The organism is Undibacterium sp. YM2, assembly GCF_009937975.1.
Taxonomy (GTDB): domain Bacteria; phylum Pseudomonadota; class Gammaproteobacteria; order Burkholderiales; family Burkholderiaceae_D; genus Undibacterium.
In genome coordinates this window covers 5,562,346-5,586,387 of sequence record NZ_AP018441.1, presented here as the reverse complement: position 1 = coordinate 5,586,387, position 24,042 = coordinate 5,562,346, and the positions used below count along the sequence as shown (strand labels likewise).

22 protein-coding genes are annotated in these 24,042 nt (G+C 52.7%); 15 read left to right on the top strand and 7 right to left on the bottom strand.

All coding sequences use genetic code 11. The features are described from left to right. The first annotated feature begins 102 nt into the window (after positions 1–102). The 7 genes from UNDYM_RS25660 (at position 103) to UNDYM_RS25630 (ending at position 9,466) form a co-directional block, all read left to right on the top strand. Entirely contained in the window at positions 103–1,311 is a 1,209-nt protein-coding gene (locus UNDYM_RS25660) for an ABC transporter substrate-binding protein (protein WP_162043669.1), read from the top strand. 344 nt (positions 1,312–1,655) lie between these two features. Beyond that, entirely contained in the window at positions 1,656–1,895 is a 240-nt protein-coding gene (locus tag UNDYM_RS25655) for an acyl carrier protein (RefSeq protein WP_162043668.1), read from the top strand. Between the two features lies 1 nt (position 1,896). Further along, positions 1,897–3,066 carry an acyl-CoA dehydrogenase family protein gene (locus tag UNDYM_RS25650; protein ID WP_162043667.1) on the top strand — a complete coding sequence of 390 codons (1,170 nt, stop codon included), beginning with the start codon at positions 1,897–1,899 and terminating at the stop codon, positions 3,064–3,066. A 10-nt stretch (positions 3,067–3,076) separates the two neighbouring features. Further along, positions 3,077–3,988 carry an amino acid--[acyl-carrier-protein] ligase gene (locus UNDYM_RS25645; protein ID WP_162043666.1) on the top strand — a complete coding sequence of 304 codons (912 nt, stop codon included), beginning with the start codon at positions 3,077–3,079 and terminating at the stop codon, positions 3,986–3,988. Next, positions 3,985–4,971 carry a DUF1839 family protein gene (locus tag UNDYM_RS25640; protein ID WP_162043665.1) on the top strand — a complete coding sequence of 329 codons (987 nt, stop codon included), beginning with the start codon at positions 3,985–3,987 and terminating at the stop codon, positions 4,969–4,971. The genes UNDYM_RS25645 and UNDYM_RS25640 overlap by 4 nt, the downstream gene beginning before the upstream one ends. A 9-nt stretch (positions 4,972–4,980) precedes the next feature. Beyond that, on the top strand, positions 4,981–7,518 hold the full coding sequence (locus UNDYM_RS25635; protein WP_162043664.1) for a glycoside hydrolase family 2 protein: 2,538 nt from the start codon (positions 4,981–4,983) through the stop codon (positions 7,516–7,518). Positions 7,519–7,528: 10 nt separating this feature from the next. Further along, entirely contained in the window at positions 7,529–9,466 is a 1,938-nt protein-coding gene (locus UNDYM_RS25630) for a serine aminopeptidase domain-containing protein (RefSeq protein ID WP_162043663.1), read from the top strand. Here UNDYM_RS25630 and UNDYM_RS25625 read toward each other — a convergent pair. After that, positions 9,435–10,718 (bottom strand): lipopolysaccharide biosynthesis protein, encoded by a 1,284-nt coding sequence (locus tag UNDYM_RS25625; RefSeq protein ID WP_162043662.1) that lies wholly within the window; start codon positions 10,716–10,718, stop codon positions 9,435–9,437. The genes UNDYM_RS25630 and UNDYM_RS25625 overlap by 32 nt on opposite strands. A 154-nt stretch (positions 10,719–10,872) precedes the next feature. On the opposite strand from UNDYM_RS25625, the gene queC reads away from it, so the two are divergent. Genes queC through UNDYM_RS25610 form a run of 3 tightly spaced genes read left to right on the top strand, consistent with a single transcriptional unit; the run spans position 10,873 to position 13,846 of the window. Continuing rightward, the gene (queC, locus tag UNDYM_RS25620) at positions 10,873–11,595 is read left to right on the top strand and encodes a 7-cyano-7-deazaguanine synthase QueC (protein WP_162043661.1); all 723 of its coding nucleotides are present in this window, start codon (positions 10,873–10,875) and stop codon (positions 11,593–11,595) included. Positions 11,596–11,653: 58 nt separating this feature from the next. Then, positions 11,654–12,397 (top strand): metallophosphoesterase, encoded by a 744-nt coding sequence (locus tag UNDYM_RS25615; RefSeq protein WP_162043660.1) that lies wholly within the window; start codon positions 11,654–11,656, stop codon positions 12,395–12,397. A gap of 12 nt (positions 12,398–12,409) precedes the next feature. After that, positions 12,410–13,846: a bifunctional serine/threonine-protein kinase/universal stress protein gene (locus UNDYM_RS25610; protein ID WP_162043659.1), complete on the top strand. Its 1,437-nt coding sequence runs from the start codon at positions 12,410–12,412 to the stop codon at positions 13,844–13,846. Positions 13,847–13,861: 15 nt separating this feature from the next. Here the strand turns inward: UNDYM_RS25610 and UNDYM_RS25605 are convergent, their stop codons facing one another. Next, positions 13,862–14,620 carry a DUF3108 domain-containing protein gene (locus UNDYM_RS25605; RefSeq protein WP_162043658.1) on the bottom strand — a complete coding sequence of 253 codons (759 nt, stop codon included), beginning with the start codon at positions 14,618–14,620 and terminating at the stop codon, positions 13,862–13,864. Positions 14,621–14,622: 2 nt separating this feature from the next. Further along, entirely contained in the window at positions 14,623–15,759 is a 1,137-nt protein-coding gene (locus tag UNDYM_RS25600) for a DUF3108 domain-containing protein (RefSeq protein WP_162043657.1), read from the bottom strand. 110 nt (positions 15,760–15,869) lie between these two features. Between UNDYM_RS25600 and UNDYM_RS25595 the strand changes: the two genes are divergently transcribed. Together UNDYM_RS25595 and UNDYM_RS25590 are read left to right on the top strand one after the other, a co-directional pair. Then, complete coding sequence (locus UNDYM_RS25595; RefSeq protein ID WP_232063593.1) at positions 15,870–17,183, top strand: branched-chain amino acid ABC transporter substrate-binding protein; 1,314 nt, start codon at positions 15,870–15,872, stop codon at positions 17,181–17,183. Between the two features lie 33 nt (positions 17,184–17,216). After that, the gene (locus UNDYM_RS25590) at positions 17,217–18,128 is read left to right on the top strand and encodes a PhaM family polyhydroxyalkanoate granule multifunctional regulatory protein (RefSeq protein ID WP_162043656.1); all 912 of its coding nucleotides are present in this window, start codon (positions 17,217–17,219) and stop codon (positions 18,126–18,128) included. 112 nt (positions 18,129–18,240) lie between these two features. Here UNDYM_RS25590 and UNDYM_RS25585 read toward each other — a convergent pair whose 3' ends face one another. Beyond that, on the bottom strand, positions 18,241–19,209 hold the full coding sequence (locus UNDYM_RS25585) for a hypothetical protein (protein WP_162043655.1): 969 nt from the start codon (positions 19,207–19,209) through the stop codon (positions 18,241–18,243). Positions 19,210–19,499: 290 nt separating this feature from the next. On the opposite strand from UNDYM_RS25585, the gene UNDYM_RS25580 reads away from it, so the two are divergent. Next, entirely contained in the window at positions 19,500–19,919 is a 420-nt protein-coding gene (locus tag UNDYM_RS25580; protein WP_162043654.1) for a hypothetical protein, read from the top strand. An 11-nt stretch (positions 19,920–19,930) separates the two neighbouring features. Continuing rightward, on the top strand, positions 19,931–20,884 hold the full coding sequence (locus UNDYM_RS25575) for a hypothetical protein (RefSeq protein ID WP_162043653.1): 954 nt from the start codon (positions 19,931–19,933) through the stop codon (positions 20,882–20,884). A gap of 54 nt (positions 20,885–20,938) precedes the next feature. Here UNDYM_RS25575 and UNDYM_RS25570 read toward each other — a convergent pair whose 3' ends face one another. Both UNDYM_RS25570 and UNDYM_RS25565 read right to left on the bottom strand, forming a co-directional pair. Beyond that, positions 20,939–21,526, bottom strand: a complete 588-nt coding sequence (locus tag UNDYM_RS25570; protein WP_162043652.1) for a Fe-Mn family superoxide dismutase — start codon at positions 21,524–21,526, stop codon at positions 20,939–20,941. Between the two features lie 24 nt (positions 21,527–21,550). Further along, entirely contained in the window at positions 21,551–22,000 is a 450-nt protein-coding gene (locus UNDYM_RS25565) for an OsmC family protein (RefSeq protein ID WP_162043651.1), read from the bottom strand. 258 nt (positions 22,001–22,258) lie between these two features. Here UNDYM_RS25565 and UNDYM_RS25560 point away from each other — a divergent pair, with 258 nt between their 5' ends. Continuing rightward, positions 22,259–23,329, top strand: coding sequence for a flavodoxin family protein (locus tag UNDYM_RS25560; RefSeq protein ID WP_162043650.1), 1,071 nt, complete (start codon positions 22,259–22,261; stop codon positions 23,327–23,329). Positions 23,330–23,344: 15 nt separating this feature from the next. On the opposite strand, the gene UNDYM_RS25555 is transcribed toward UNDYM_RS25560, so the two are convergent. Continuing rightward, a complete protein-coding gene (locus tag UNDYM_RS25555) occupies positions 23,345–23,887 on the bottom strand; it encodes a PadR family transcriptional regulator (protein WP_162043649.1) in 543 nt (180 codons plus the stop codon). Between the last annotated feature and the right edge of the window lie 155 nt (positions 23,888–24,042).

Below are 24,042 nucleotides of genomic sequence, written 5' to 3'. Positions count from 1 at the left end.
CAAGTCTGTCTGAAAATTGTAAGCAAGCATGAAAATCTCATACTTAACAGGCCAAGTTGATGCAAACTATTGCAAACAGACAATTATTTTGGAGACTCAGGTATGCGTATTACTTCTGCACTCATAGCTGGACTTTTTCTGACACTGGCCTTGCCAGCGACTTCTCATGCTGAAGAAGCGCCTATACGCATAGGCATCATAGGCCCGTTTACCGGTAAATCTTCTACCGATATGGGTGAAAGCATACGCGGTGGTGCCAGGGTGTTCCTGCAAGACATCAACCAGATAGGTGGTGTCATGGGACGGCGCATAGAACTGGTCGAGCGTGATGACCAGGCCAAGCCTGACATCGGTGCCGCCATGGCAAAAGAACTGATAGACAAGGAAAAGGTCGTCGCTGTCGTCGGCTATGCCAATACCGGCGTGGTGCTGCAGGCGGCCAAGGTTTTCCAGGAAAGTAAAAAGCCGCTGATCATCAGCGCCGCCACCGGTGCTGCCGTGACCAAGCAATTCATGCCACCAGCCATCCCTGACAGTTATGTATTCCGTCTCGCTGGCAGTGATAATCTGCAGCCATCAGTGATACTGGCCGACGTCATCGACAAGCGCAAGCTGACCCAGATCGCCATCCTGCATGATGACAGCCCTTACGGCAGTTTTGGCAAGGAAAACCTGATGGCTGAATTGCAGAATCGTAAAATCACACCCGTCGCGGTCGAGAGTTTCAAGGTCGGTGACCAGGACATGAGTGCACAACTGGCCAAGGCCAAGCAGGCTGGTGCGCAAGTGGTCATGCTGTACTGCCTGAGTTCTGAGGCTGCCATGGTTGCCAATGGCATGAGCAAGATCAAGTTCAATGTGCCGCTGACAGGTTCCTGGACCCTGTCGCAACGTAGCTTTGTTGAACTCGCTGGTAATAATGCCGAAGGTGCGCGCATGCCGGTGACCTTCATAGAAAATGACGCCAGCAGCCGCAGTAATGAATTTGTCCTCAACTACTTCCGTATAAATAATGTTAAATCCATCCCGTCTGCTGTATCAGCCGCACAGACTTATGATGCCCTGAGAATGCTGACCCTGGCACTCATGCAAGCAAATTCTACGGATGGTGACAAGATCAAAATGGCACTCGAAGACATGAAGTACGACACTACTTCCACCGTCATCTCGCGCTATAAAAAGCCCTTCTCGAAAAACGATCATGAAGCAGTCGCCAGGAACATGCTTTTCATAGGGGAAATCAGGCGCGGCAAGGTCTCGTATGCATACAAGGAAGACGCCAATAACAGCCTGATCCTGCGCACCAAATAAATCGCTTTTTCTTCAGTTTTATTCTACATACCGACCTCAAGTTTTTCTTTGTCCGCCCCCTGCAGGTGCAGGTGGGGTGGACAATTTTCAGTACAGAGTTTCCTGTATTTTCTCTTTCTTTGTGGCAAGTAAAACGTAACCAAATTTAACTTCGGTTGTATAGGCATTCGGCTATCCTGTTAACTTTAAGGCATGCCCGCTGCTGTCTCATTGCGACCATGGATGAGAATGTTTTCCTTCAGTTCTTTTCCTGTGACAGGTGTGCCGTTCAAGCGCGTTTGCGAGTTATTTTCGAATTAATTTCGAAAAAATTTGTTCGCTAAAAAAAGATAAGAAAGGTCACCATGAGCAAAGAACAGATACGCCAGGTATTAAAAGAGCATGGCAAATTTTCTGCCGATATTGATGCCCTCGCAGAGGATGCCGACCTGTATGAAGCAGGAATGACATCACATGCCAGCGTGAATGTCATGCTGGCACTGGAAGATGCTTTTGATCTCGAATTCCCCGACCGCATGCTCAAGCGCAGCGTGTTTGAAAGCATCAACGCCATCCACGCAGCGATACAAGAATTGACGGCATGATATGGATACCCCGGCCACTCCCATGATACTGGCGGCCAGACTGGTCGCCAAAGAATTTGCCGCCCCCCATGCCAATGCAGTTGATCAGGACGCGCGCTTCCCGCTGGAGGCGGTGACTGCCCTCAAGCGAGAGAAATTACTGAGCGCCTATGTACCGGTGGCGCTGGGTGGTGCCGGATCGAGCCTGAGTGAACTGGTAGAAATCGTTGAAACCCTCGCGCGTGAATGTGCATCGACAGCGATGATCTATGCCATGCACCAGATACAGGTGATCAGCATAGTCCGTCATGCGCTGGATAATCCCTGGTACCAGAATTATTTGCGCGAACTGGTGCAGCATCAGTATCTGATTGCTTCTGTGACTTCAGAAGTTGGTGTCGGTGGTGAAATGCGCCGCAGTCATTGTGCGGTGGAGGTGGATGGCCAGAGCTTCACGCTAGTCAAGGATGCGACCACGATTTCTTACGGTGCTCAGGCCGATGATTTACTGGTGACTGCGAGACGCAATCCCGATGCGGCCCATAGCGATCAATCATTGATATTGGTACGCAAAGCCGATTACACGCTGGAACAAAAAGGTGGCTGGGACACCATGGGCATGCGCGGCACTTGCAGCCCGCCCTTCCTCATGAGCTCTGTTGGCGATGTGGCGCAGATTATCGATGTCCCCTTTGGTGACATGTCAGCACAAACCGTGGTGCCGGTATCGCATCTGCTATGGGGTGGTTGCTGGATGGGCTGTGCCGCAGCCGCAGTCAATAAAGCCAGGGCCTTTGTACGTGGCCAGGCCCGTGCCAATCCAGGCACAGTGCCGCCGACAGCGCTGCGCCTGGCAGAACTGGTCAGCATGATGCAAAGCCTGCGTACTTCAGTACAGGCCTGTCTGACCGAGTATGAAACTTTGTCTGTGGCAGATGACGCGGCGGTTGGCACGCTGACTTCCATGGGTTATTCACTGAAAATGAATAACCTGAAGATAGATGCAACCCAGGCCTTGCCGAATATAGTCACCAAGGCCTTGTCCATCTGCGGCATCCTTGGCTACAAGAACGACAGCAAGTTCAGCATGAGCCGCCACCTGCGCGATGCACATTCAGCCGCCATCATGGTCGGCAATGACCGCATCCTTGCCACCAATGCCAACTTGCTGCTGGTACTTAAAGACGATTAGGAAGGACACCATGTCTATCGATTTTTCTCCTGAAGGCCTGACCGATGATCTGGTCGCCGCCGGGCATATCATCCCCGTCGGTGTGCAAGGCATTTTTGGTCGCGGCCCGGTGTTTGAAGATGTGCTGCACCGTTTTGATGATTATGTCAGCCGCGTGGCTGCTAATGATGGTGCGGTCAAAATTTCTTTCCCGCCCTGTCTGGACCGCAAGGTGCTGGAACGTAGTGAATACCTGGATTCTTTCCCGCAACTGGCGGGCACCATTTTCAGTTTTACCGGCAATGAAGCACAGCATAAAGAACTCATGGAAAACGTCCATGAAGGCCGCCCATGGACGCATTTGCAAACCATGACTGCAGTCTGCCTGACGCCCGCTGCCTGCTACCCGGTGTATCCAAGCTTCACCGGCACTATTCCGGCAGAAGGCCGTCTGGTGGATATGCAAAACTGGGTATTCAGGAATGAGCCCTCGCCTGAGCCTACCCGCATGCAGTCTTTCCGCGTGCGTGAATTTGTCCGTGTCGGCACGCCCGACATGGTCGTAGCCTGGCGCGATGTCTGGTTGCAGCGCGGCCTGGATATTTTAAAATCCCTGGGTTTGCCTGCGCATTCAGATGTCGCCTCCGATCCTTTTTTTGGCCGTGGTGGCCGCATGCTGGCAGCAAACCAGCGTGAACAGCAATTGAAGTTTGAAGTATTGGTGCCAGTGATCTCCGAAGCCAAACCGACCGCGGTATGTTCCTTCAATTATCACCAGGATCATTTCGGCAAACTGTTTGAGATTTATCAGCAGAATGGTGAACTGGCTCACACTGCCTGCCTGGGTTTTGGCTTGGAACGCATAGTCATGGCCTTGTTCAAGACGCATGGCATGCAGCCAGAGAACTGGCCCCAAACTGCTCGCGACATATTGTGGTCATGAGCCTGCACGCTTTACAGCCGATTATTGCCAGTACCTATCAGCCTCATGCCCTGCATGGTGCCGACCGCGCCTGGGCAGAAACCAATTGCTATATCGATGTCTGGATAGAAGTCTTGCATGCGCAGGGACTGAACCCGCTGGCATGCCTGCCCATGGTATTTGCCAATGATTTTGATGGTGATCAGTGGACGTTTTACAAACCACCGCATGAAGACTTGTTTGCCCTGTATGGCATTGATGTGCAGGAACTCAATGTCTGGCGCGGCCTGCTCGGCAATGCCATGGTACAGCTGGACCGTGGCCGCCTGGTGCTGACAGAAACAGATTCATTTTACCTGCCGGATACCGCAGGCACAGACTACCGCACGAATCACGTCAAGACCACGATAGCGATACAGGAAATCGATCTTGAACAGCAAAAGCTCGGTTACTTCCATAACAGCAGCTATCATGAATTACAGGGCGAAGATTTTGTAGAAACCTTCAGGATAGGCAAGCCGCATGATGCGGCATTCATGCCATTGTTTGCCGAGTTTGTACGCCTTGATCAGGTGCAGAAAAAGACGGATGCAGAACTGGCCGCGATTTCTTTGCCACTCCTGCGCAAATACCTGGCAAGGCGCCCGCGCAATAACCCTGTCAGCCTGTTCCTGCCGGTCTTTATCCGCGATGTAGAACAATTGAAAGAAGAGGGCATGGCGGCTTATCATGCCTATGCATTTGCCTGCCTGCGTCAACTCGGTGCAGGCTTTAGCCTGGGTGCGCATTACCTGCGCTGGCTGCAGCAACATCAGGGCTTGCAGTTTGAACAGGCAGCAATAGAATTTGATGCCATTTCCGAAGTCACCAAGACCCTCCTGTTGAAAACCGCCAGAGCAGTCATGGGTAAAAAAGCGGTGGACCTGGCACCGCTGGTGGAACAACTGGCGGTGCATTGGCAACAGGGTATGACAGCACTTGATAACAGTTTGGCTGGCCAGTGAATTGCATACATGACAGAAAAAATATTCATTCCACTTAATACTGGCTGGCATGCCGTACAGGTGACTGGCGGCAGCATGATTTCGCCATCCACTTTGCCTGCTGCATTGTTTGTGCAAATACCGGCGCAAGTTCCTGGCACTATTGCCAGCGCATTGCGTGTTGCGGGGCAGTTTGAATACGGCAAAGACAATTTCGATGAGGTTGATGTCTGGTATTTCTGCGATCTGGATTTGCCTGACAATGCTGCCCGCCTGCATTTTGAAGGTCTGGCTACGCATGTAGAAGTTTACTGGAATGACAGCCTGATATTGCGTAGCGAGAATATGTTCATCGCCCACAGACTTGATCTGGCTGCGCATGCCATCAGTGGCAAAGGTCGTTTAAGCCTGCGCTTCCTGGCCTTGAATACCCAACTGGCACAACGCCGCCCGCGCCCGCGCTGGAAAACGCGGCTGGTCGAACAACAGCAATTACGCTGGATGCGCACCAGCCTGCTGGGACGCATGCCGGGCTGGTCACCACTGGTTGCGCCAGTCGGCCCATACCGGCCCATCCTGCTGGAATTGCAAAGTGCCATACAACTTACACAAAAAAATATAAGCTCCAGGATTGCTGGTGCAGATGGTGTACTGGAAATCGAATTACTTGTGCAAAGCAGGCAAGCCTTGTCATCTTGTACCATCAAGATAAGCGGGCAAGACTACGCACTGAACTGGCAAAGTCTGGGTCAGAACCAGTACCGCATTCTTGGCCTGTGCCACATAGCAGAAGTTAAAAAATGGTGGCCTCATACGCATGGTGATGCGGTTTTATATGCACTGGAATTGCACATCCATTCTGCTGATCATCAGTGTGTTATTGATCTTGGACATACGGGTTTCCGTCATATAAAGCTGGATCAGCGTGATGGCGATTTTCATCTGCATGTGAATCAGGTTTCTGTATTTTGTCGTGGTGCCTGCTGGACGCCTGTTGATATCATCTCCCTGCAAAATGAAGCCGCTGATTTACGTCACATGCTGACGCTGGCACGCGATGCAGGGATGAATATGCTGCGTGTGGTCGGCACCATGGTGTATGAGAGCACAGAGTTTTACCAGCTATGCGATGAACTCGGCATCCTGGTCTGGCAAGACTGCATGTTTGCCAACATGGATTACCCGGTCAGTGATGAGGCCTTTGCAGCAAGTATCACAAGCGAAGTGCAACAATTCCTGCAGCGTACGCAGCACTCTCCCTGCATTGCCATTGTTTGCGGCAATAGCGAAGTGGAACAACAGGCAGCCATGCTGGGCCAGCCTGCAGAACTCTGGCGTAATGCATTTTTTGCAGAGACCCTGCCTGCGCTGTGTGAGCAATACAGGCCCGATGTGCAGTACTGGCCTTCCAGCCCCAGTGGTGGTGTGATGCCTTTCCAGCTTGATACTGGCGTTGCTCATTACTTTGGTGTTGGTGCCTATCTGCGGCCACTTGATGATGCACGCCGCAGTGTAGTGCGCTTTACCTCAGAATGCCTGGGTTTTTCGAATATGCCCGACGACGATCTGATCGACAGCATGCTCAACAATGGCGAAACACCAGGTCCGCATCCGGCATGGAAGCAAGGCATTCCACGTGACAATGGCACGGGCTGGGATTTTGAAGACGTGCGCGATCACTATATGGCAGAGCTGTATAAGGTAAATCCAGCCAGCCTGCGCTATGCTGAACGTGAACGCTATCTGTCACTGGCACGTAGTACGACCGGTGAAGTGATGGCGAAAACTATCGCTGAATGGCGTCGCAGTGGTTCGACCTGTCATGGTGCCCTGATCTGGTTTTGGCGGGACCTGCGGCCAGGTGCAGGCTGGGGCATCATTGATGCGCATGGCAAACCCAAGGCGGCCTATTATTATCTGAAGCGCGCCATGGCAGCGCTGACCGTGCTGATCACTGACGAAGGTTTGAATGGACTCTGCCTGCACGTCATCAATGACGGACCGCAGGCATTCGAGGGTGAGCTGGAACTGAATTTGTACCGGCAGTCAGAAACCCGCGTGGCCCATGGCCGCATTGCCATGCAGGTGGCGGCGCATAGTGTAAGCAAAGTGCAGGACTATGCGCTATTGCCGCATTTTATTGATACCAGCTATGCCTATCGCTTCGGGCCCGCGGGGCATGATGTGGTGGAGACTGTTTTGTATGACTGCGAGCAGATCATCGCCAATGACTTTCATTTCCCGCAGGGTCATCAATTCGCAGCGCAGGCCGATGTGGGTTTGCGTGCGCATTGTAGTTTGGATCCGGATGGTAACCATGTTCTGCATCTGAGTACGCAAAAACTGGCTCAGGCAGTGTGCATACAAATCCCGGGCATGCTCCCGGAAGATAATTATTTTCATATGGCACCTGGCAGCAGCAGGCAAGTGCGCCTGGCTGCCATTCACGGCAAGTCTGTTAAAGCTGGGCAGGTGCAGGCACAGAATGCGCTGACGGGTGTCAGGGCGGTTTTGGAAAATAGTACGGCTAGTACAGCAACTACTGTAGTAACTAATGTAGTAAATTAGCGGGGCAGATTTGGCAACACAACAGTATCCCAGCAAAGACATTTTATATACGCCACAAGCCTTCTGGTTTGGTGATGCGGCTTCCCCCATGCTGGGCTGGTACCATCCTGCCCGCATACGCGATGCAGGTGGCAGTCGCCGCTGCGGTGTGGTGCTTTGCCCACCCTTCGGGCATGAGTATATGGTGTCTTACCTGGCGTACAAGCACCTGGCCACGCATCTGGCAAAAGCCGGTTTTGATGTCTGCTTTTTTGACTATAACAATACTGGTGATGCTGCTGATGTTGCTGATGCTGGGGGCGAGCGCATAGAGCTGTGGCAAAACAATATACGCCAGGCTGCTACCCAATTGCGTCAGATGGCAGGTGTAGAACATATCGCCCTGTTTGGTTTACGTCTCGGGGCTTTGCTGGCAGCGACAGTGGCAGCCAGCATCGATGCCAAGGCTCTCATGTTGATGGCACCAGTCATCTCGGGTCGTGCCTATGCGCGTGAAATGCTGGTCTTGCGCAGCATGAGTTCACTGCAAAAAGATGTGGAGACCGAGCAGACCATAGACCCCAATCATGTGGTCACGGATGATGAGCTGACCGGTTATGAGTTCAGCGCAGCTACCCGCAGCAGCCTGGGCAAGCTGGACTTGAGCAAGCTGCCAGCACCAGCCATGCCGGTCTTTTTGCAAGAACGTGATGATATTACAGGTCAGGAGGCCAGGCTGGTACAGGCCTGGCACCATCATGACCATGCCCTGCAATTGTCAGCATTACCGGGCTATGCTGCGATGATGCGTGAAGACGCTCATGATACTGAAGTGCCACATGCAATCTGGCAAGAGATGCAGACCTGGCTGGCGCGCTACTTCCCCTTGCACGAAATTGCCAGCAGGGATATCCCCGTGACAAATGATATCGCCAGCCTGCGTATTGCCAATACCATCGTCGAAGAGGAACTGGTCGAGTTTGAAGGGATGACAGGCATAGTCAGCCACCAGACCGGGGCAGATGCGTTTGCCTTGCCCGCCGTGATCCTGTGCAATATCGGTGCCAACCACAGGGTTGGCAATCACCGCCTGTATGTCACTCTCGCACGTAGCCTCGCCGGCCAGGGCTTTTATGTCCTGCGCTTTGACAAGTCGGGTATAGGCTATAGCAGGACTACGCCGGACGACCAGGAAAATGACGTCCATGCCGCATCCAGTGTCGATGATCTCAGTAGCGCCATGTATTTCATGCAGGGTAAATATCATAGCCCGTCTTTTGTACTGACAGGTTTATGCTCCGGAGCCTATATGGCTTATCTGAGTGGACTCAGGGATGAGCGTGTCAGCGGTCTGGTACTCATGAACCAGTTGACCTATCGCTGGCGTGCGGGTGACACCATAGAAGCACGCAAGAAAGCCACCATCAAATCCACACATTATTATGTGCATGCTATGGCCAGGGGAGATACCTGGAAACGCGTACTCAAAGGGCAAGTGGATTTTCGCCAGATCACCGGTAATTTATTACGTCGCATAGGCAAGCGTTTGCGCACGCAATGGCAATCATTGGGCACCCGCCTGATGCACAGCAATCTCTTTCTTGGCCAAGTGGCGCGTAATTTCAAGAATCTCGAGGCCCGGGGTACTGAGCTGGTACTGATTTATGAAGCCAGTGATACGGCAGTGGATGTCATGACCGAGCAATTTGGCAGGCATGCAAGATTGCTGGGGCAGAGCGAGCGTATCTGCCTGAAGTTTTTCAAAGGGGCTGACCATACCTTTACGCCACGCTGGTCACAACTGGCCCTGGTCGATTTCATCGGCAGGCATTTGCTGCACCGCTACAGTTATCGTCAGCAGGAAAGCTTGGCAGCCATCGCCACACCTGTAGCACCGCAGCGACGTTTTGATGCGATTGCCAGTTCAGACCACCAGGTTAAGCCTGTTTCTGCAGACGTGGCAGAATAAAACGCCAGACCACGATCAGTTCAAATATTTCGACCACGATCAGTGCCAGGATAGCGCCTTGTGCCCCCATGCGCGGGATACTGAAGGCGGTGATCAGTAATACCATGCTGAGCGTCACGCTGCCGAGGAAAAACATTTGCTTGTAGGCGCCACCACTGGACAGCCAGGAGGTGCCCACCCAGCGCGCCGCATTGATGGCGAAATACGCGCCCCACATCATGACCAGAGGATCAAGCCCACTGTACTTGGCGCTGATGACATGGTTTTCCAGCCAGGGCAGTGAGGTCAGGAGCAGGGCAACATAGGCCAGTACCACCAGTTCTATCCCGGCGATGGAGAACAGGGTCAGGCGCTTTAGGCCATGCCAGTCTTTTTCTGCCATCAGACGGCTGGCTTCCGGCCTGGCTACCCGCGACCAGGCTGCCACCGCCAGCGGTATGGGCATCAGCATCAGGCGCGAGGCATTCAGGTCGGCAATTGCCGCTACCCCCAGCCAGGCACCGGACAGATACACATAACTGTAATTCGACAGCCAGCCGACGATGACGCCAGACACTGCCCAGCGTCCGTGGCCTGAGATGGTTTCCTGATGATCATTGATGGCCTGGCGAATTTCTTCTTCCGCATGGGCTTCAACATCGGTAGAGGTATGTGCGAGGAAGTGCTGGCGGCTGGCCAGCGTGCACAGGAAAGATGAGGCAGCCAGCAGCACAAATACCGTGACCAGGTCAAAATGCTTGCTGAAATACAGGGACGCCAGGCCTATGCCGACCAGGCCTACATATAAAATATCTTGCCGCAATACAGAAATGATATCGGACTGTATGAAGCCCACCGTACGGCCATATTCACGTATGCCATTGCCAAACAGGTAAGTGGCAAATACCACGCCCAGCAGCCAGCTCTTGTTGCTGTAATGAGTTGCTGCCGGGACGAATTCTACAATCACGAAAGCCAGCGAGCCCATCGCCATGGTCCAGAATACCTGTTTGTACCAATAGTGGCGCAACAGGGATTTACGGGTGTCACCGTGGACCGATGGTGCAACCGTGGTCAGCGGGCCGGCTATCCAGGAATCAACAATCAGGCCGACCAGCAAGCCACCGGCGTACAATTGCCCATACAGGCCATAGTCGTCCTTGGCCACCAGATTCATGAGCAAAATGCCAATGACGAAATTCAGGGCGCTGAGCATGCCCTGGTCGATGACCGATAAGATGGAAGAAGAAAGAAATTTTTTATAAAAACTCATGAGCTTGCACGAGAGAGTCCTGGCTTATGATGCGGGATTGCAGTGCGTGGGCTGACCTCAGCATATTTTGCAACAGAAACATAACATCAAGACTGACTGATACACAAAGTATTTCATTCTTTTACAATAGCTTTACCTTTATTTTCCGTCATTTATGAATAATTTAACCACTAAAGACCGGGCACTGGTGTTGTTCAGTGGTGGCCAGGATTCTGCCACCTGTCTGGCCTGGGCACTGTCCCGCTATTCCCATGTTGAGACTATAGGTTTTGACTATGGTCAGCGTCATGCCATAGAACTCAGTGTCAGGCCTGTGCTGATAGAGAAAATGCGCCAGTTTTCACCCGAATGGCAAAGCCGCCTCGGTGAAGATCACATGATAGACCTGGGGCTGATTTCCCAGCTTTCGCATACGGCCATGACAGAAGACATCGCCATAGAAATGCAGGAAAACGGTTTGCCGAATACCTTTGTCCCAGGCCGCAACCTGATGTTCATGATGACCGCAGCCACGCTGGCTTATCGCCGCGGGCTGAATGTGCTGGTCGGTGGCATGTGTGAAACCGATTTTTCCGGCTACCCCGATTGCCGTGATGACACCATGAAAGCTCTGCAGGTAGCGCTGAACCTGGGCATGAATACCCGCCTGAAGCTGGAAACCCCGCTGATGTGGATCAACAAGGCCCAGACCTGGCAACTGGCAGAACAACTTGGTGGCAATGCTTTGGTTGATCTGATACGCGAAGACACGCATACCTGCTACCTCGGGCAACGTGGCGACATGCATCCATGGGGTCATGGTTGCGGTACCTGTCCTGCCTGCGCCTTGCGCGCCCGCGGTTATGAGTATTACCGCAGCGGTAACTTTGATTTGTAAGCTTGCCGTTAACTTGCAGGCCTAGAATAGGTGCATACACCATGAATGAAGCCCCACTATGCTGATTGCCATCATCACCGACCTGCATGCCAACCGTGAAGCACTGGAAGCTTGCCTGGCACATGCGCAACAGCGCAAGGTGACGCGCTATGCTTTCCTCGGCGACCTGGTCGGTTACGGTGCTGATCCGTGCTGGGTGCTGGATAAAGTAATGGAATATGTCAGCCAGGGTGCCTGGGCGCTGATCGGCAATCACGATGCCGGTTTGCTGCAAAGTGACAGGCAGGGCATGAACCCGACTGCCAGGACCGTGGTCGACTGGACACGTGCCCAGCTCAGTCCCGGGCAACTCGATTTCATTGCCAGACTGCCTTACCGCATAGAGTGGGAAGACTTGTTGTTCGTCCACGCGAATGCATGGGCACCGGAGAAATGGGAATACATAGACGGCGTCATGGAAGCCACACGCAGTATGCATGCGACCAAGGCCAATATTACTTTCTGTGGTCATGTACACATGCCCACCCTCTACCATATCAGTCTGACTGGCAAGACCGGTGAATTCATTCCAGTACCTGAAGAAGGCATACCATTGAGCAGGCAGCGGCGCTGGCTGGTCATCCCCGGTTCGGCAGGCCAGCCGCGTGATGGCAACCCTGCCGCCTGTTACGCGACTTTTGATACTGAAGACCAGGAACTGACCTATTACCGCGTTCCCTACGATACAGAAACTGCCTGCCAGAAAATCATTGCTGCCGGCCTGCCACCAGCTTTGGGGCACAGACTGCTGCATGGTAATTGAGCCAGGGTGGATATGAGCACTCACCCACATCAAAAGCTGCAAAGCGGTATGGAATTCGACGGCTACCGCCTTGAAGAAAAATTGCATACCGGTGGTATGGCTGCCCTGTGGCGCGTCACTGACCTGCGTAATCGTCATGCATCGACACAGGGTGAGGCAGAGCAGAGCCCGCTGATCATGAAAGTGCCCCTGCTGTTTTCAACAGATGACCCAACCGCCATCGTCGCCTTTGAAGTCGAGCAAATGATCATGCCCAAGCTCAAGGGCAGGCATGTGCCGCGTTATTTTGGGGCTGGTGATTTTGATGCCCAGCCCTATATCGTCATGGAGCAGATTGCCGGTACATCCTTGCGCAGCCGTTTTGAAGATGCACCTTTGCCGCTGGCCGAAGTAGTCGATATCGGCATCAGGGTCGCGCATGCCTTGCAGGATCTGCACAAGCAGCATGTCATTCACCTCGATATCAAGCCCAGCAATATCATGTTTCGCCCCGATGGTACGGCGGTGCTCATCGATTTTGGCCTGTCGCGGCATGACAGGTTGCCCGATCTGCTGGATGAAGAATTCCGCCTGCCCATGGGCACTGGCCCGTATATTTCACCAGAGCAGGTCATGGGCGTGCGCAATGAGCCGCGCAGTGACCTGTTTTCGCTGGGGGTCTTGCTGTATCACCTGGCAACCGGGCAGCGGCCCTTTGGTCATCCGACTTCAGTATCCGGTTTAAAAAAACGCCTGTACCGCGACCCTTTACCACCGCGCAGCCATCGCAGTGAGATACCGCCATGGTTGCAGGAAATTATCTTGCGCTGCCTGGAAGTGGAGCCGCAGGCCCGCTTTGATACGGCTGCCCAACTGGCTTTTTTATTGCAGCATCCAGATCAGTTGCAATTAACGGCAAGGGCCGACAAGCAGGGGCAGGATGGTTATCTGTCAGTACTCAAACGGCGTTTTCAGGCAGCCGGGGCAGAGCCGGCTTTGTTGCAAGGCGCAGCAGATCAATTATCCCGCGCGCCCATCATCGTCGCTGCGCTGGATTTGACCGGTGGTTCAGAAGCACTGGCAGCCAGCCTGCGTAATATCACACGACGCATGTTGCAAACCGAACCCGGTGCGCGCCTGGCCTGTCTGACCATACGCAAGGTCAGCCGCATAGGCATGGATGAAAGCCTGATACAGCAGGGTGAGAACATCCATGTCAAACAACTGGTTGATCTCAAGCACTGGGCCAGGCCGCTGAACCTGAACCCCGACAAGATCACCTTTCATGTGCTGGAAGCACCCGATCCAGCCAGCGCCATCATTGATTATGCCCACAGCAACCGGGTCGATCACATCATTATAGGTTCACGCGGCAGCTCTGCCTTGCGCCGTTATCTGGGCAGTGTTTCTGCGCAAGTCGTGGCCGAGGCAGAATGTACGGTCACGGTTGTCAAGGCACATGAAAAATAGTCGTGCAGCCCGGTCTTATTTTTTCAGGCTTTCCAGCACCTGATCGACATAATCACCATCCGCATCGCTGAACTTCAGCCTTACCGGATACCATTCCAGGCTGGGCGCCAGCCATAAATCCAGTTGCTGATCCTTGGAATCAGCAGGTGGTGCCTTGCTGACATGGATGGCGAGCATGTCGCCCATCGGGGTCTTGATGTTTTCCGGCCCGACGACCTTGAAAGTCCAGGGGTCGGCATCGCGGCGACCAGCCACCAGCATCTTCCATTCCGTACCTGCCTTGAAAGCATCGCCAGCGGCGCGGGCGATGGCAATCAACTGCCAGCTGGCGCTGGTCCTGTCCTGTTCTCCCCCTTTAAGTACATAGGTTTCAGCAGATGCACTAAAGCGCAGGGTCTTGCTGTCGCGCTCAAAGCTGGTGGTGGTGGCGGGTTTGCGAAAGCGTTTTTCGACAAACTTGTCGGGTGCCAGGCCAAAATCATCGATATTCCCCACGCTGCTCGCATCGAGTATTTTGCCGACCAGCATGGCATGGGTTTCTGTGATGATGCTGTATTTCTGGTCGCCGGTTTGCCATTTGACTGAGGCTGAACCACTCAGCGGCAAGCCGCTTTGTTTGGCCTTGATGCTGTATTGCAGCTCAATCGAAGGTGGCAGCTTCGTCGCATATTTGGTGGCAGTCTCATGTCCCTGCGCCATGACAGGGCTGTTCAGGCCTGATGCTAGCAGCAGGGTAAGAAATAGAGTGAAAAGCGGGGCTCTTGCGGTGCGCATTATTATCTTTCCATATTGGTGATGCTGATGATTTTGGTCGCGGTCTGGGTAGTCACGGCACCATTACTTTCCGTATTGCGTATTTGCACCGGATACCAGTGCTGGTCGGGTGACAGCCAGACTTCGAGCTTGGAATTATAAGAACCAGGCAAGGGCGGGCGCACTATATGCCAGGCCATGAACTTGCCTGCCTTGGTCTCGACTTCTTCATACGCGGTCACAATAAAGACAAAGGTGGTGACATCCCTTTCTTCAGCGACTTGCAACCGGATTTCACGGCCAGGCTGAAATTTCTCGGGATCGGCATAGCCTATGCCAGCCAGTTGCATGAGGAAACTGGCCTTGTCCTGGGCACCATCTTTTATTTCTGCCGTTTTATTTGAGGAAGAAAAACTGACAGATTTTTTCTGATGGTCAAAATGAGTCGCCGTCTCACTGCGGTTGCGTCGTTTTTCTGAACTGGTCGCAGGTGTGATGCCATACGTATCAATCAGGCCCTCGCTGTGCATCTGGTACAGGTTGATGGAGGTCAGTAACAAATCCAGCGAGGCATTGATGCTCATCTTGTAACGGCCAGTCTTGAACTCCCAGTTAATCTCACCGTCGCCATAAACCGGGCTGCGGTTAGGTTCAGTACGCACGATGCGCATGCTGATCGTGCCGGTCTGGGGCGCACGCACAGGATAGGTTTGCGGCCCCTCCGTATTGCTGCTGTCCTGGCCAGGCGTGCCGCTGGCCTCGTCTGCCTTGACTTCAGGCTTGGTCTCTGCTGCCAGTACAGGCGTATTATCCTTCACTTCAACAGGTGCTACAGGAGCTGGTTCAGGCGCGGGGGCGGGTTCCGGCTCAGGGCTGACCACAGGCGTCACCGTCTTTTTCACCGCAGAGGGCGGTTTTGCTTCAGGCGCTGCTTGTGGGCCTGGTTTTGGGGCGGGGCTGACGGTTTTTTGCTCCGTCTGTTCAGGGATATCCCTGAATTGCACTGCGATGGGGTTTTCCTGCAATCGTGGCTTGTCTGGCATCACGTCCCTGTCCAGGCCATACAAGACAAACAGGTGCAGCAATACTGCCAGCGTCAAAAACAGCATATTCTGGCGGGTCAACAACATGGTATCAAATTGAGGGGCGGTAGCATTCATCCTGCTAGTGTAAACGCAGTAGATAAATTTTGGATGACCTGAGGTATTTTGCCAGGGAGTAAAATGGCATTTTTTGCAGCAATCATGCTGGATATGCCAGGATTAATCTGATGCCGATGACAATAACAAACTATTTGAAACGATATTCCCTCATGTTGCTGGCGCTGTGCCTGCTACAGAATGTCGAGGCGGTGACGCCGCAAAATCCTGGAAACACCAAGCCCGGCTCCGCTCTTGCTCCAATACGCATAGGCATGATAGACGGCCTCAGCGGCGCTTTCAGCAATGCCGGTGAGGCAGTGCAAAGAAATTTGCAGATTGCCATAGAAAGAGTCAATGCGCGTGGCGGCGTGCGCCTGCCTGATGGTGCACATCCCCTGCAATTAAGCAGTTTTGATAACAAACAGGGAGTAGAAGATTCCCTGACTGCGCTCAAGCATGTAACAGATCAGCATATTCCCTTTGTTGTGCAAGGTAATAGTTCTGCTGTTGCCCTGGCACTGGTGGATGCCATCAACAAACATAATCAGCGTACACCGGATAATCGCCTGCTCTTTCTTAACTATTCTGCGGTCGATCCGGCACTGACCGATGAAAAATGCAGTTACTGGCATTTTCGTTTCGATGCCCATGCCGACATGCGCATGCATGCGCTGACTGAAGTCATCAAGGCTGACAGCCGCGCCAAAAAGATTTACCTGATAGGCCAGGACTATAGCTTTGGCCGCCAGGTCAATAAATCAGCACGTACCATGCTGGCCGAGAAAAGACCGGATATTGCGATTGTTGGTGAAGACCTGCACCCGATAGGCAAGATCAAGGACTTTGCGCCGTATATGGCAAAGATCAAGGCCAGCGGTGCCGATGCCGTGATCACCGGTAACTGGGGCAATGACCTGACCCTGCTGGTCAAGGCAGCCAAGGATGCAGGCATGGTGACCAAGTTCTATACCTTCTATGGCAATGGCCTGGGTGCACCGGCGGCACTGGGCGATGCTGGCATAGGCAGGGTGCGTGCGGTGGCGGAGTGGCACCCCAACGCCGGTGGGGCTGACAGCGACGCCTTTTATCAGCAGTTCCGTCAGCGCTATCCCGACCCGCGTGATGATTATGTGCATCTGCGCATGCAGCTCATGGTGGAGATGCTGGTTACTGCGATAGAAAAAGCCAGGACGACCGAAGCAGCAGCCGTGGCCCATGCCATGGAAGGCGCGCATTACAGGAATGCCTTCCATGACGCCATCATGCGGGCAGAAGACCATCAACTGATACAGCCCTTGTATGTCTCGGTCATGCAAAAGAAGGGCGAGAGTGGTGTGCGTTTTGATAATGAGGGCAGTGGCTACGGTTTTAAAACCGAGCGATATTTCGATGCGCGATTGACGGCCTTGCCCAGCTCATGCAAGATGCTTAGAATTAAATAAACTGCAACCCTGAAAATATGAAGGAAGAATCGTATGAGTAATCCGTTTTCTGGTTCCGAGATTCCCGGCATGAATGCCATGGGCGATACCCTGTCTTTCGTCAAAAAACTCTGGGGCAATATGCAGGTGCCCGGCATGGTTGCCCCTCCCATGTCAGTCGATGAGCTGGACAAGAAAATCCAGGATTTGAAGACGGTCGAATCCTGGTTGACAGTCAACATGAATATGCTGCGCGGGACCATACAGGCACTCGAAGTGCAACGCGCAACGCTGGCTGCGCTGCAATCGATAGGTGAAAGCTTTGCCCAGCACGCGCAGCAGGCTGGTGCGATGGCGGAGCAGGCAACAACAAGTTCAACAGCCAGCAATTCGGGCAACAGTAACAGCAATAGCAATGCCGACTGGCCCATGCATCCACATACGGCCAAGACAAAGGTCGATGAACCTGATCCTGATGATGAGGTGGACGAAGATAGCGCCGACATGCCGCCGGAAGCAGGCGCATCTGTTGCAGAGGCTGAAGCGCCGGTAGAAGAGCTCACTCAATCTACTAAAACTAACAACGCTACCAATGCTGCCAAAGCTACTAAAGAGGCAGACTCAGCAGATGCCAGCACACCCTTTGTCAACCCCGCCGCCTGGTGGGGGCTGTTGCAAGAACAGTTCAAGCAAGCCGTCAGCAAGGCCATCCAAGGGGAGCAGGAAAGCAGCACGGCAGCAGAAGCCGCGCCGGTACAAAAAACGGCTGGCAAAAGTACAGCTGGTGCAGCGACCAAAACTGTAAAAGCTGGCGCAAGTGTTAGAGCCAAACCTGCCAGCAAGGCAGGAGCTGGAAGTAAATCAGTTGCCAGCTCAGCGGCCAAACCAGCAGCAAAAACAGTAGCAAAACCTAAAGCGGCTGCCAAACCTTTAGCGAAGACCAGCAAAACGACAAAAGCCAGGTAAGGAAAATATCGTCAGCAGACATGCTCCAGCCTGAATTAATTTTCTTAAAAACAGGTAAAAAAATGGCACCCACCAAGGGTGCCATTCCAGTTTCAATCGTCAAACTCCGGTTTTAGTAACCAGCCTGCGCGGTCGGGCATTTCGCTTTGTTCGCCGGTTTTACTTCCACTACTTCGAAGTTGTTATTCAGCATCCAGGCACTTGCACGTTTGCGTGTGACTGGTTTTCCCTTGGCCTGGCTGGCGACATTAACTGCGATGACTTTATCGGATTTGCCAAACTTGCAGTCAACCTCGAACTCCAGTCCTTCCTTCGGGCCGGTCGCAGGCAAAGGGATATTGATCAGGCGCAGTGGCAACTTGGCCTTTTCAGTTGCTGACAGTGCCTGGTAATCACTCGTTGTATCTACGACAAAGGCGGCCTGGGAATAAGCTTCCAGCGTGGTGTCTGGTGATATGCTGCCGGTGGACTTGGTCCAGACCAGCACACTTTTTCCGGCAATACCGTCGGTTGCAATATTCGCCCATTTTTCCATCAACTCCTTGCGGGAGGGCAGCGGGCCACTTGCTGGAGCTGGCGCTGCCGTCATGGCTGTAGCAGGTGTGGCGGCTGCTATTGTTGCAGGGGCAGGTGCTGCAGTTTTTTGCATAGGGACAGGGGCGGGCGCAGCCTTGACCGGTGCCGCAGCGACTTCTTCACCCTGGTATTTGTATTTGCCGTCGAATGGCACATCGCCCCAGGCACTGGCGCAAGTTTCTACATGCAATTGCATGCCGCCCGCAGCGCGTTTCAGGGTCATATTGCAACGGCCTTCGCTAAAGCTCCATCCACCGGGCGCATCCGCCAGTTTTCCTTCGCCTGAGCCGCTACGCGAATTACCAGTTTTGCTTTTTTCTGCCACTTCCAGGGTGAACTTGCCATCAGGCTTCACCGTCAACAGACGTTCAAAGCCATTGTCGCTGGCATCATAGACACCGGCTTTGGGAAATGGATTGTAATCTGCAGCCAGGGCAGGAGCTGCGATACATGCGAGACTGACTGAGAGCAGACTGAGAGTTTTCAGAGAAGGTGAGCTTTTCATGTGGTCGCTGGATGAAGGTTGTTGAAATTGGTCAAGCTATGACTGTTCCCAAATATGGCGTCGTATCTGGGCGCATGATGCATTAAAGTAAATGGATGGTGCATGACAGGTGTAAGCGTGTCAATCAAGTAATTGTGTGTTTTATATTAAAGCGCAACAATGTGTAAGCAGATTTGCATCATGTTCAGGATTTTGTTATTAGCTTAGCAGCGAAAAAAGTTGCTACATTATGATAGCGCTGGAACGTAATTTTATTCATTTGCTTAACTGAAACATCAGGAGAACCACCAGTGGCCTTTGTCTATGAAAGAATCCCGGAAGCCGATGTCGTGGCCTTTGGCTTGCGCGAGATCGACAAACAGTTTCCCATGGCGACAGCCTCCAGATGGGTGATAGACCGCGAGCGCAATATTTATCTGCGCTACATGACCTACGACCGTGAACAGCCTTCCCAAAAGAATTTCAGTTTTTTCTGGAAAGGTATTTTGTTGCGGCTGCGTTTCAATAGCGAAGGGCAGAGCCTGGATGGCGACAAGTGGCAAACCAGCTGGAGCTGGCTGGGCATGCATGAACCGGAGGCCGATGTCAAAGCCGGGTTTGAGGCAAATCGCGCCAGCATCATGGCAGACCTCAAAGATGCCTTGCGGGCCTACCGCGATGGTTCTTTGTCGCCAGCCTATTCCGCCCACATTGCAGTATTCGACTTTTAAGCGGGGGACTTATGTCAGGTCTCAGTCACCAGCAAGCCACAGAGTTGCTGCAGGATCACCCGGAAGATTACCGCACGCCGGAATCATTGAAAGACCTTGCCAATCAGGTCTCTGTCTATTCTGACGGACAGGTCACCTTGCTGTACGGCGGCATGGTGCATAAAGATATATCCAGCAATGATCTGGTTGAACTCATGGTCGCCAACCATGAGGACATACGTGCCATCAACAAGACCCCGGTAGCCGCTTTCCTGCAATCAGAAGATTATCTTGAGGCGGTCGCGAAAGCGCATAACTGCAAGTCAGTCGATGAAGTCCTGAGCAAGCGCGATCATCCGGCCAACCAGTTCATGTTTGCGGCAACCGATGGCCGCTGGGCTGACGCCTCGGCACGCTTTGCTGCTGCTACCAGGGGCGAGGTCATGACACTCAGCGGCTATGCCGGTGCCGACCGTACCCTGGGTCTGGTGGAATTGCCCACCATATTGAAAAATCCAGAGGTCACACACATCAATGGCAAACCCAAGGCAATCTTCGAGTCTATTTACGAAGAAACCGGTTCGCTGACCGAAGTATTCAAGGCCGTAGCGTCTTCTTCTCACGAGCTGATGCGCAATATGGAAGTCAAGGCATCCACCCATGTGAATGCCGATGGCAGCGAGAAAAAGATTGCTGAAAAAGTAGGTTCCAAGAGCCTGTTTGAAGGCTCTGCTTACCGCGGCACCAGCCTGGCCAAGGACGAAGCAAATCTCTCAATTGCCACTGCTCCTGATCCTAAATACCAGGCCAATATCAATGAGGGGAAAGTACATCTGGATCACGCAGAACAACAAAACAGGATAGACAAAAAGCGTGGCGATGACGCAGCAGGTTTGCTGCTTGTGGCTGATACGCCGTCTTCCAGACTGGTCGCACTTAGTTCCAGCCCCGCGCAGAAACGAGAGCCCTCTTCCTGTAAAGTCTGAATTACGAAGAGACTCAAATAAACGACGGATAGCTTGTGTGGCTATCCGTCGTCACTATCCTGCTTCAGAGAAATTCGCCGCAACAAAATCCCAATTCACCAGACACCAATACGCATCCATATAAGCGGGACGCTGGTTGCGGTAGTCGATGTAGTAGGCATGCTCCCAGATGTCACATGTGAGCAGCGGCTTATCGACACCAACCAGGGGAGTGGCAGCATTCGAGGTATTGACGATCGCCAGGCTACCGTCAAAACGCTTCAATAACCAGGTCCAGCCGGAGCCAAAATTACTGACGCAAGACTGAGTAAATTCTTGTTTGAATTTATCAAAGCTACCCCATTGGGTAATGATCGCATCACCCAGTGCACCAATGGCGACACCGCCACCGCTGGGTGTCAGGCTTTGCCAGTAAAAATTATGGTTCCACACCTGTGCGGCATTATTGAATATGCTGCCTGTTGATTTCTTGACGATGTTTTCGAGTGATTCTTCTGCGAATTCCGTGTCCTTGATCAGGGCATTCAGATTCGTCACATAGGTCTGGTGATGCTTACCGTAATGATATTCCAGAGTTTCTTTGGAGATATGCGGTTGCAAGGCATCCATTGCATACGGCAGTTCGGGTAAGGTATGTAACATGTCAGTTTCCTTCCGATATCAATTTTACGGTGTGGTATCCACACGCAGTGTTGCTTGCAGACTTATCTCAGGAACGCTGACAAGTGCTTTGGAGAGTGGACAGTCACGTTTTGCGGCTGCTGCAATTTCCTGGAATTGCGCATCGTCTATGCCTGCAACGCTCGCTTCCATGGTCAGCGCAATACGGTCTATCACAAAGCCATCACCCTGTTTGGACAATCTGACGCTGGCTTTGGTATCAACATCAGTCGTTTTCAAACCCGCTTTTTCGCAGGCAAATGAAAATGCCATCGTGAAACAGGCTGCATGGGCTGCACCCAGCAATTCTTCAGGGTTGCTGCCGCGTCTGTCATCTTCAAAACGGCTGGCAAAGCCATAGGGATAGTCTTTCAATGCGCCGGTTTCCGTGCTGATATTACCGACAGCAGTTTTTCCTGAACCTTCCCAATGTACGCTTGCTGTTTTTTCGCTCATGGCCATTCCTTTTCTATGGTTTGCTTCAAATAGACCAGACACGATATGGCGGAAAAAAAAGCAGCTCGCACATCAGTGTTCCGGACCTGGGATTTATAGCTAATTGATAAACTACATGCAGACTATGCCTGTGCTTCAAACGCATCTGTTCGCTAACACACAGAACAGTATTGATGATATTTGCTATCGTTGATGAATGCTGAATGACTCGCTTGACTGCGTTGCTTGACTGCGCTAAATCACCCGGAACTCAACACCATGATACAGATACGCTTAGGCCAGGCAAAAACCAAACTCAGCCGCGAAGAATTTGGGCAGCGCTATCGTGCCAGTTTTATTGATCCGGCTTTTGGTGCAGAAGAGTCTGCCATCGCCAGGCTGGAAGAAATTGCCTGGCATGCATATGATGAAGGGCGCAAAGCCCCTTTCACGCGAAAAGCTGGCGCTGGCTATGCAGACCCTGATTATGATCTGTCAGTGGAATGGCAGGCGACCAAAGACCGTTTGGAAGCCGCGCAAGCAAAGTGGAGTCAGGCATCGACACCATCGCGTGTTTTGCTGATTTGCGCTTCTGCACGCAGTGACGGCACTTGTCCTGGTGAAATGTCCAAGAGCTTTCGCCTGCTGCAAATCGCCAAAAAGGAATTGGAGCAAGTCAATATTCAGTCTGATGTACTGGACCTGAGTTTGCTGACCTCAGAATATGGCAGGAATATTTTCCCCTGCAAAGGCTGTGCGTCAACAGCCATGCCCTTGTGTCACTGGCCTTGTAGTTGCTACCCCAATCATGCACTGAACCAGACCAATGACTGGATGGCAGAAATATATGAACGCTGGACTGCCGCCCATGCCGTCATCATCGTCACGCCAGTCTATTGGTACCAAAGTCCCAGCCCCTTGAAGCTCATGATAGACCGCCTCGTCTGCGCCGATGGCGGCAACCCTGATCCGACATCCACTTCAGGTAAAAAAGCCGACAAAGCCAAGGAACTGGAAATGGTGGGCTGGAATTATCCTCAGCATCTGGCAGGCCGCGCTTATGGCTTGATCGTACATGGAGATGTTGCTGGAGTGGATGACTCGCGCCGTGCATTAACAGACTGGCTGGACTGGATGGGCTTTATCGATGCGGGTACGCAGGCACGCCTGGGCCGTTACATAGGTTATTACGAACCCTATGCGAATAGCCATGAAACCCTGGATGCCGATGTCGCCATCCAGCAGGAATCGCGCAATGTGGCAATTGCTGTCGCCAAGGCGGTGACTGAATTGCGTGCTGGCCGTTTGCAGGCGGTACAGGCTGACGTGAAACGGCCAAGGCCTAAATAAGGGAGTGGAATTTGCTCACTTCGCTTCTGCACCATCCTTCAAGATGCGCAAAGCCTCTTTAGTCCACTGCACACGGCTCTCTTCAAAGGTGATACCCGCCTTGAGTATCAGGTAACGCAATTGTTGCTCGTGTGACAGTGTGTGGGCGCTGAAGTCACGCTTTTCTATCTCCAGGTAAGTTGCCAGTTCCTGCTCATGCAATTGCAGGCGGCGCTCAAACTCTTCTGCCAGACCCAAGGGGCCTATGGCAGCATCAGCCCGCAGTTTGACCATCATGTCATCCCGCAGTCTCATCGGTGCACTGCTTTCACTGGCCCAGCGTCGTAACTCATCCCGGCCCGCAGGCAGAATGGCGATGAGTTTCTTGCCTGCGCGGCCACCTTCAACTTCGGTCGATATTACCCAGCCCTGCGCCTCCATGCGCCCCAGTTCCCGGTAGATTTGCTGGTGTGTCGCATGCCAGAAATAGCCTATGGACTTGTCAAAACGCCGAGCCAGGTCATAACCTGAACATGGCTTTTCGGCAATCGAGGTCAGCAAGGCGTGGGGCAGGGACATGTTTTAGAGTAAATAGTCGGTGTGGTTTTCAGACATTTTATATGCAACTGGTTGCATAAATAAAGCAGTTTCGGTATTCTCTTATGCACTCAGTTGCATACTCAGTTGTGTAATATGTATTTTCAGCATCTGCGGCTTGATTGAACCCTCTATAT

Bases quoted from the DNA above. Each gene is read 5' to 3' on its own strand.
- UNDYM_RS25660 (WP_162043669.1), top strand. From the start codon at position 103: ATGCGTATTACTTCTGCACTCATAGCTGGACTTTTTCTGACACTGGCC.
- UNDYM_RS25655 (WP_162043668.1), top strand. From the start codon at position 1,656: ATGAGCAAAGAACAGATACGCCAGGTATTAAAAGAGCATGGCAAATTT.
- UNDYM_RS25650 (WP_162043667.1), top strand. From the start codon at position 1,897: ATGGATACCCCGGCCACTCCCATGATACTGGCGGCCAGACTGGTCGCC.
- UNDYM_RS25645 (WP_162043666.1), top strand. From the start codon at position 3,077: ATGTCTATCGATTTTTCTCCTGAAGGCCTGACCGATGATCTGGTCGCC.
- UNDYM_RS25640 (WP_162043665.1), top strand. From the start codon at position 3,985: ATGAGCCTGCACGCTTTACAGCCGATTATTGCCAGTACCTATCAGCCT.
- UNDYM_RS25635 (WP_162043664.1), top strand. From the start codon at position 4,981: ATGACAGAAAAAATATTCATTCCACTTAATACTGGCTGGCATGCCGTA.
- UNDYM_RS25625 (WP_162043662.1), bottom strand. From the start codon at position 10,718: ATGAGTTTTTATAAAAAATTTCTTTCTTCTTCCATCTTATCGGTCATC.
- queC (WP_162043661.1), top strand. From the start codon at position 10,873: ATGAATAATTTAACCACTAAAGACCGGGCACTGGTGTTGTTCAGTGGT.
- UNDYM_RS25615 (WP_162043660.1), top strand. From the start codon at position 11,654: ATGCTGATTGCCATCATCACCGACCTGCATGCCAACCGTGAAGCACTG.
- UNDYM_RS25610 (WP_162043659.1), top strand. From the start codon at position 12,410: ATGAGCACTCACCCACATCAAAAGCTGCAAAGCGGTATGGAATTCGAC.
- UNDYM_RS25605 (WP_162043658.1), bottom strand. From the start codon at position 14,620: ATGCGCACCGCAAGAGCCCCGCTTTTCACTCTATTTCTTACCCTGCTG.
- UNDYM_RS25600 (WP_162043657.1), bottom strand. From the start codon at position 15,759: ATGAATGCTACCGCCCCTCAATTTGATACCATGTTGTTGACCCGCCAG.
- UNDYM_RS25595 (WP_232063593.1), top strand. From the start codon at position 15,870: ATGCCGATGACAATAACAAACTATTTGAAACGATATTCCCTCATGTTG.
- UNDYM_RS25590 (WP_162043656.1), top strand. From the start codon at position 17,217: ATGAGTAATCCGTTTTCTGGTTCCGAGATTCCCGGCATGAATGCCATG.
- UNDYM_RS25585 (WP_162043655.1), bottom strand. From the start codon at position 19,209: ATGAAAAGCTCACCTTCTCTGAAAACTCTCAGTCTGCTCTCAGTCAGT.
- UNDYM_RS25575 (WP_162043653.1), top strand. From the start codon at position 19,931: ATGTCAGGTCTCAGTCACCAGCAAGCCACAGAGTTGCTGCAGGATCAC.
- UNDYM_RS25570 (WP_162043652.1), bottom strand. From the start codon at position 21,526: ATGTTACATACCTTACCCGAACTGCCGTATGCAATGGATGCCTTGCAA.
- UNDYM_RS25565 (WP_162043651.1), bottom strand. From the start codon at position 22,000: ATGAGCGAAAAAACAGCAAGCGTACATTGGGAAGGTTCAGGAAAAACT.
- UNDYM_RS25560 (WP_162043650.1), top strand. From the start codon at position 22,259: ATGATACAGATACGCTTAGGCCAGGCAAAAACCAAACTCAGCCGCGAA.
- UNDYM_RS25555 (WP_162043649.1), bottom strand. From the start codon at position 23,887: ATGTCCCTGCCCCACGCCTTGCTGACCTCGATTGCCGAAAAGCCATGT.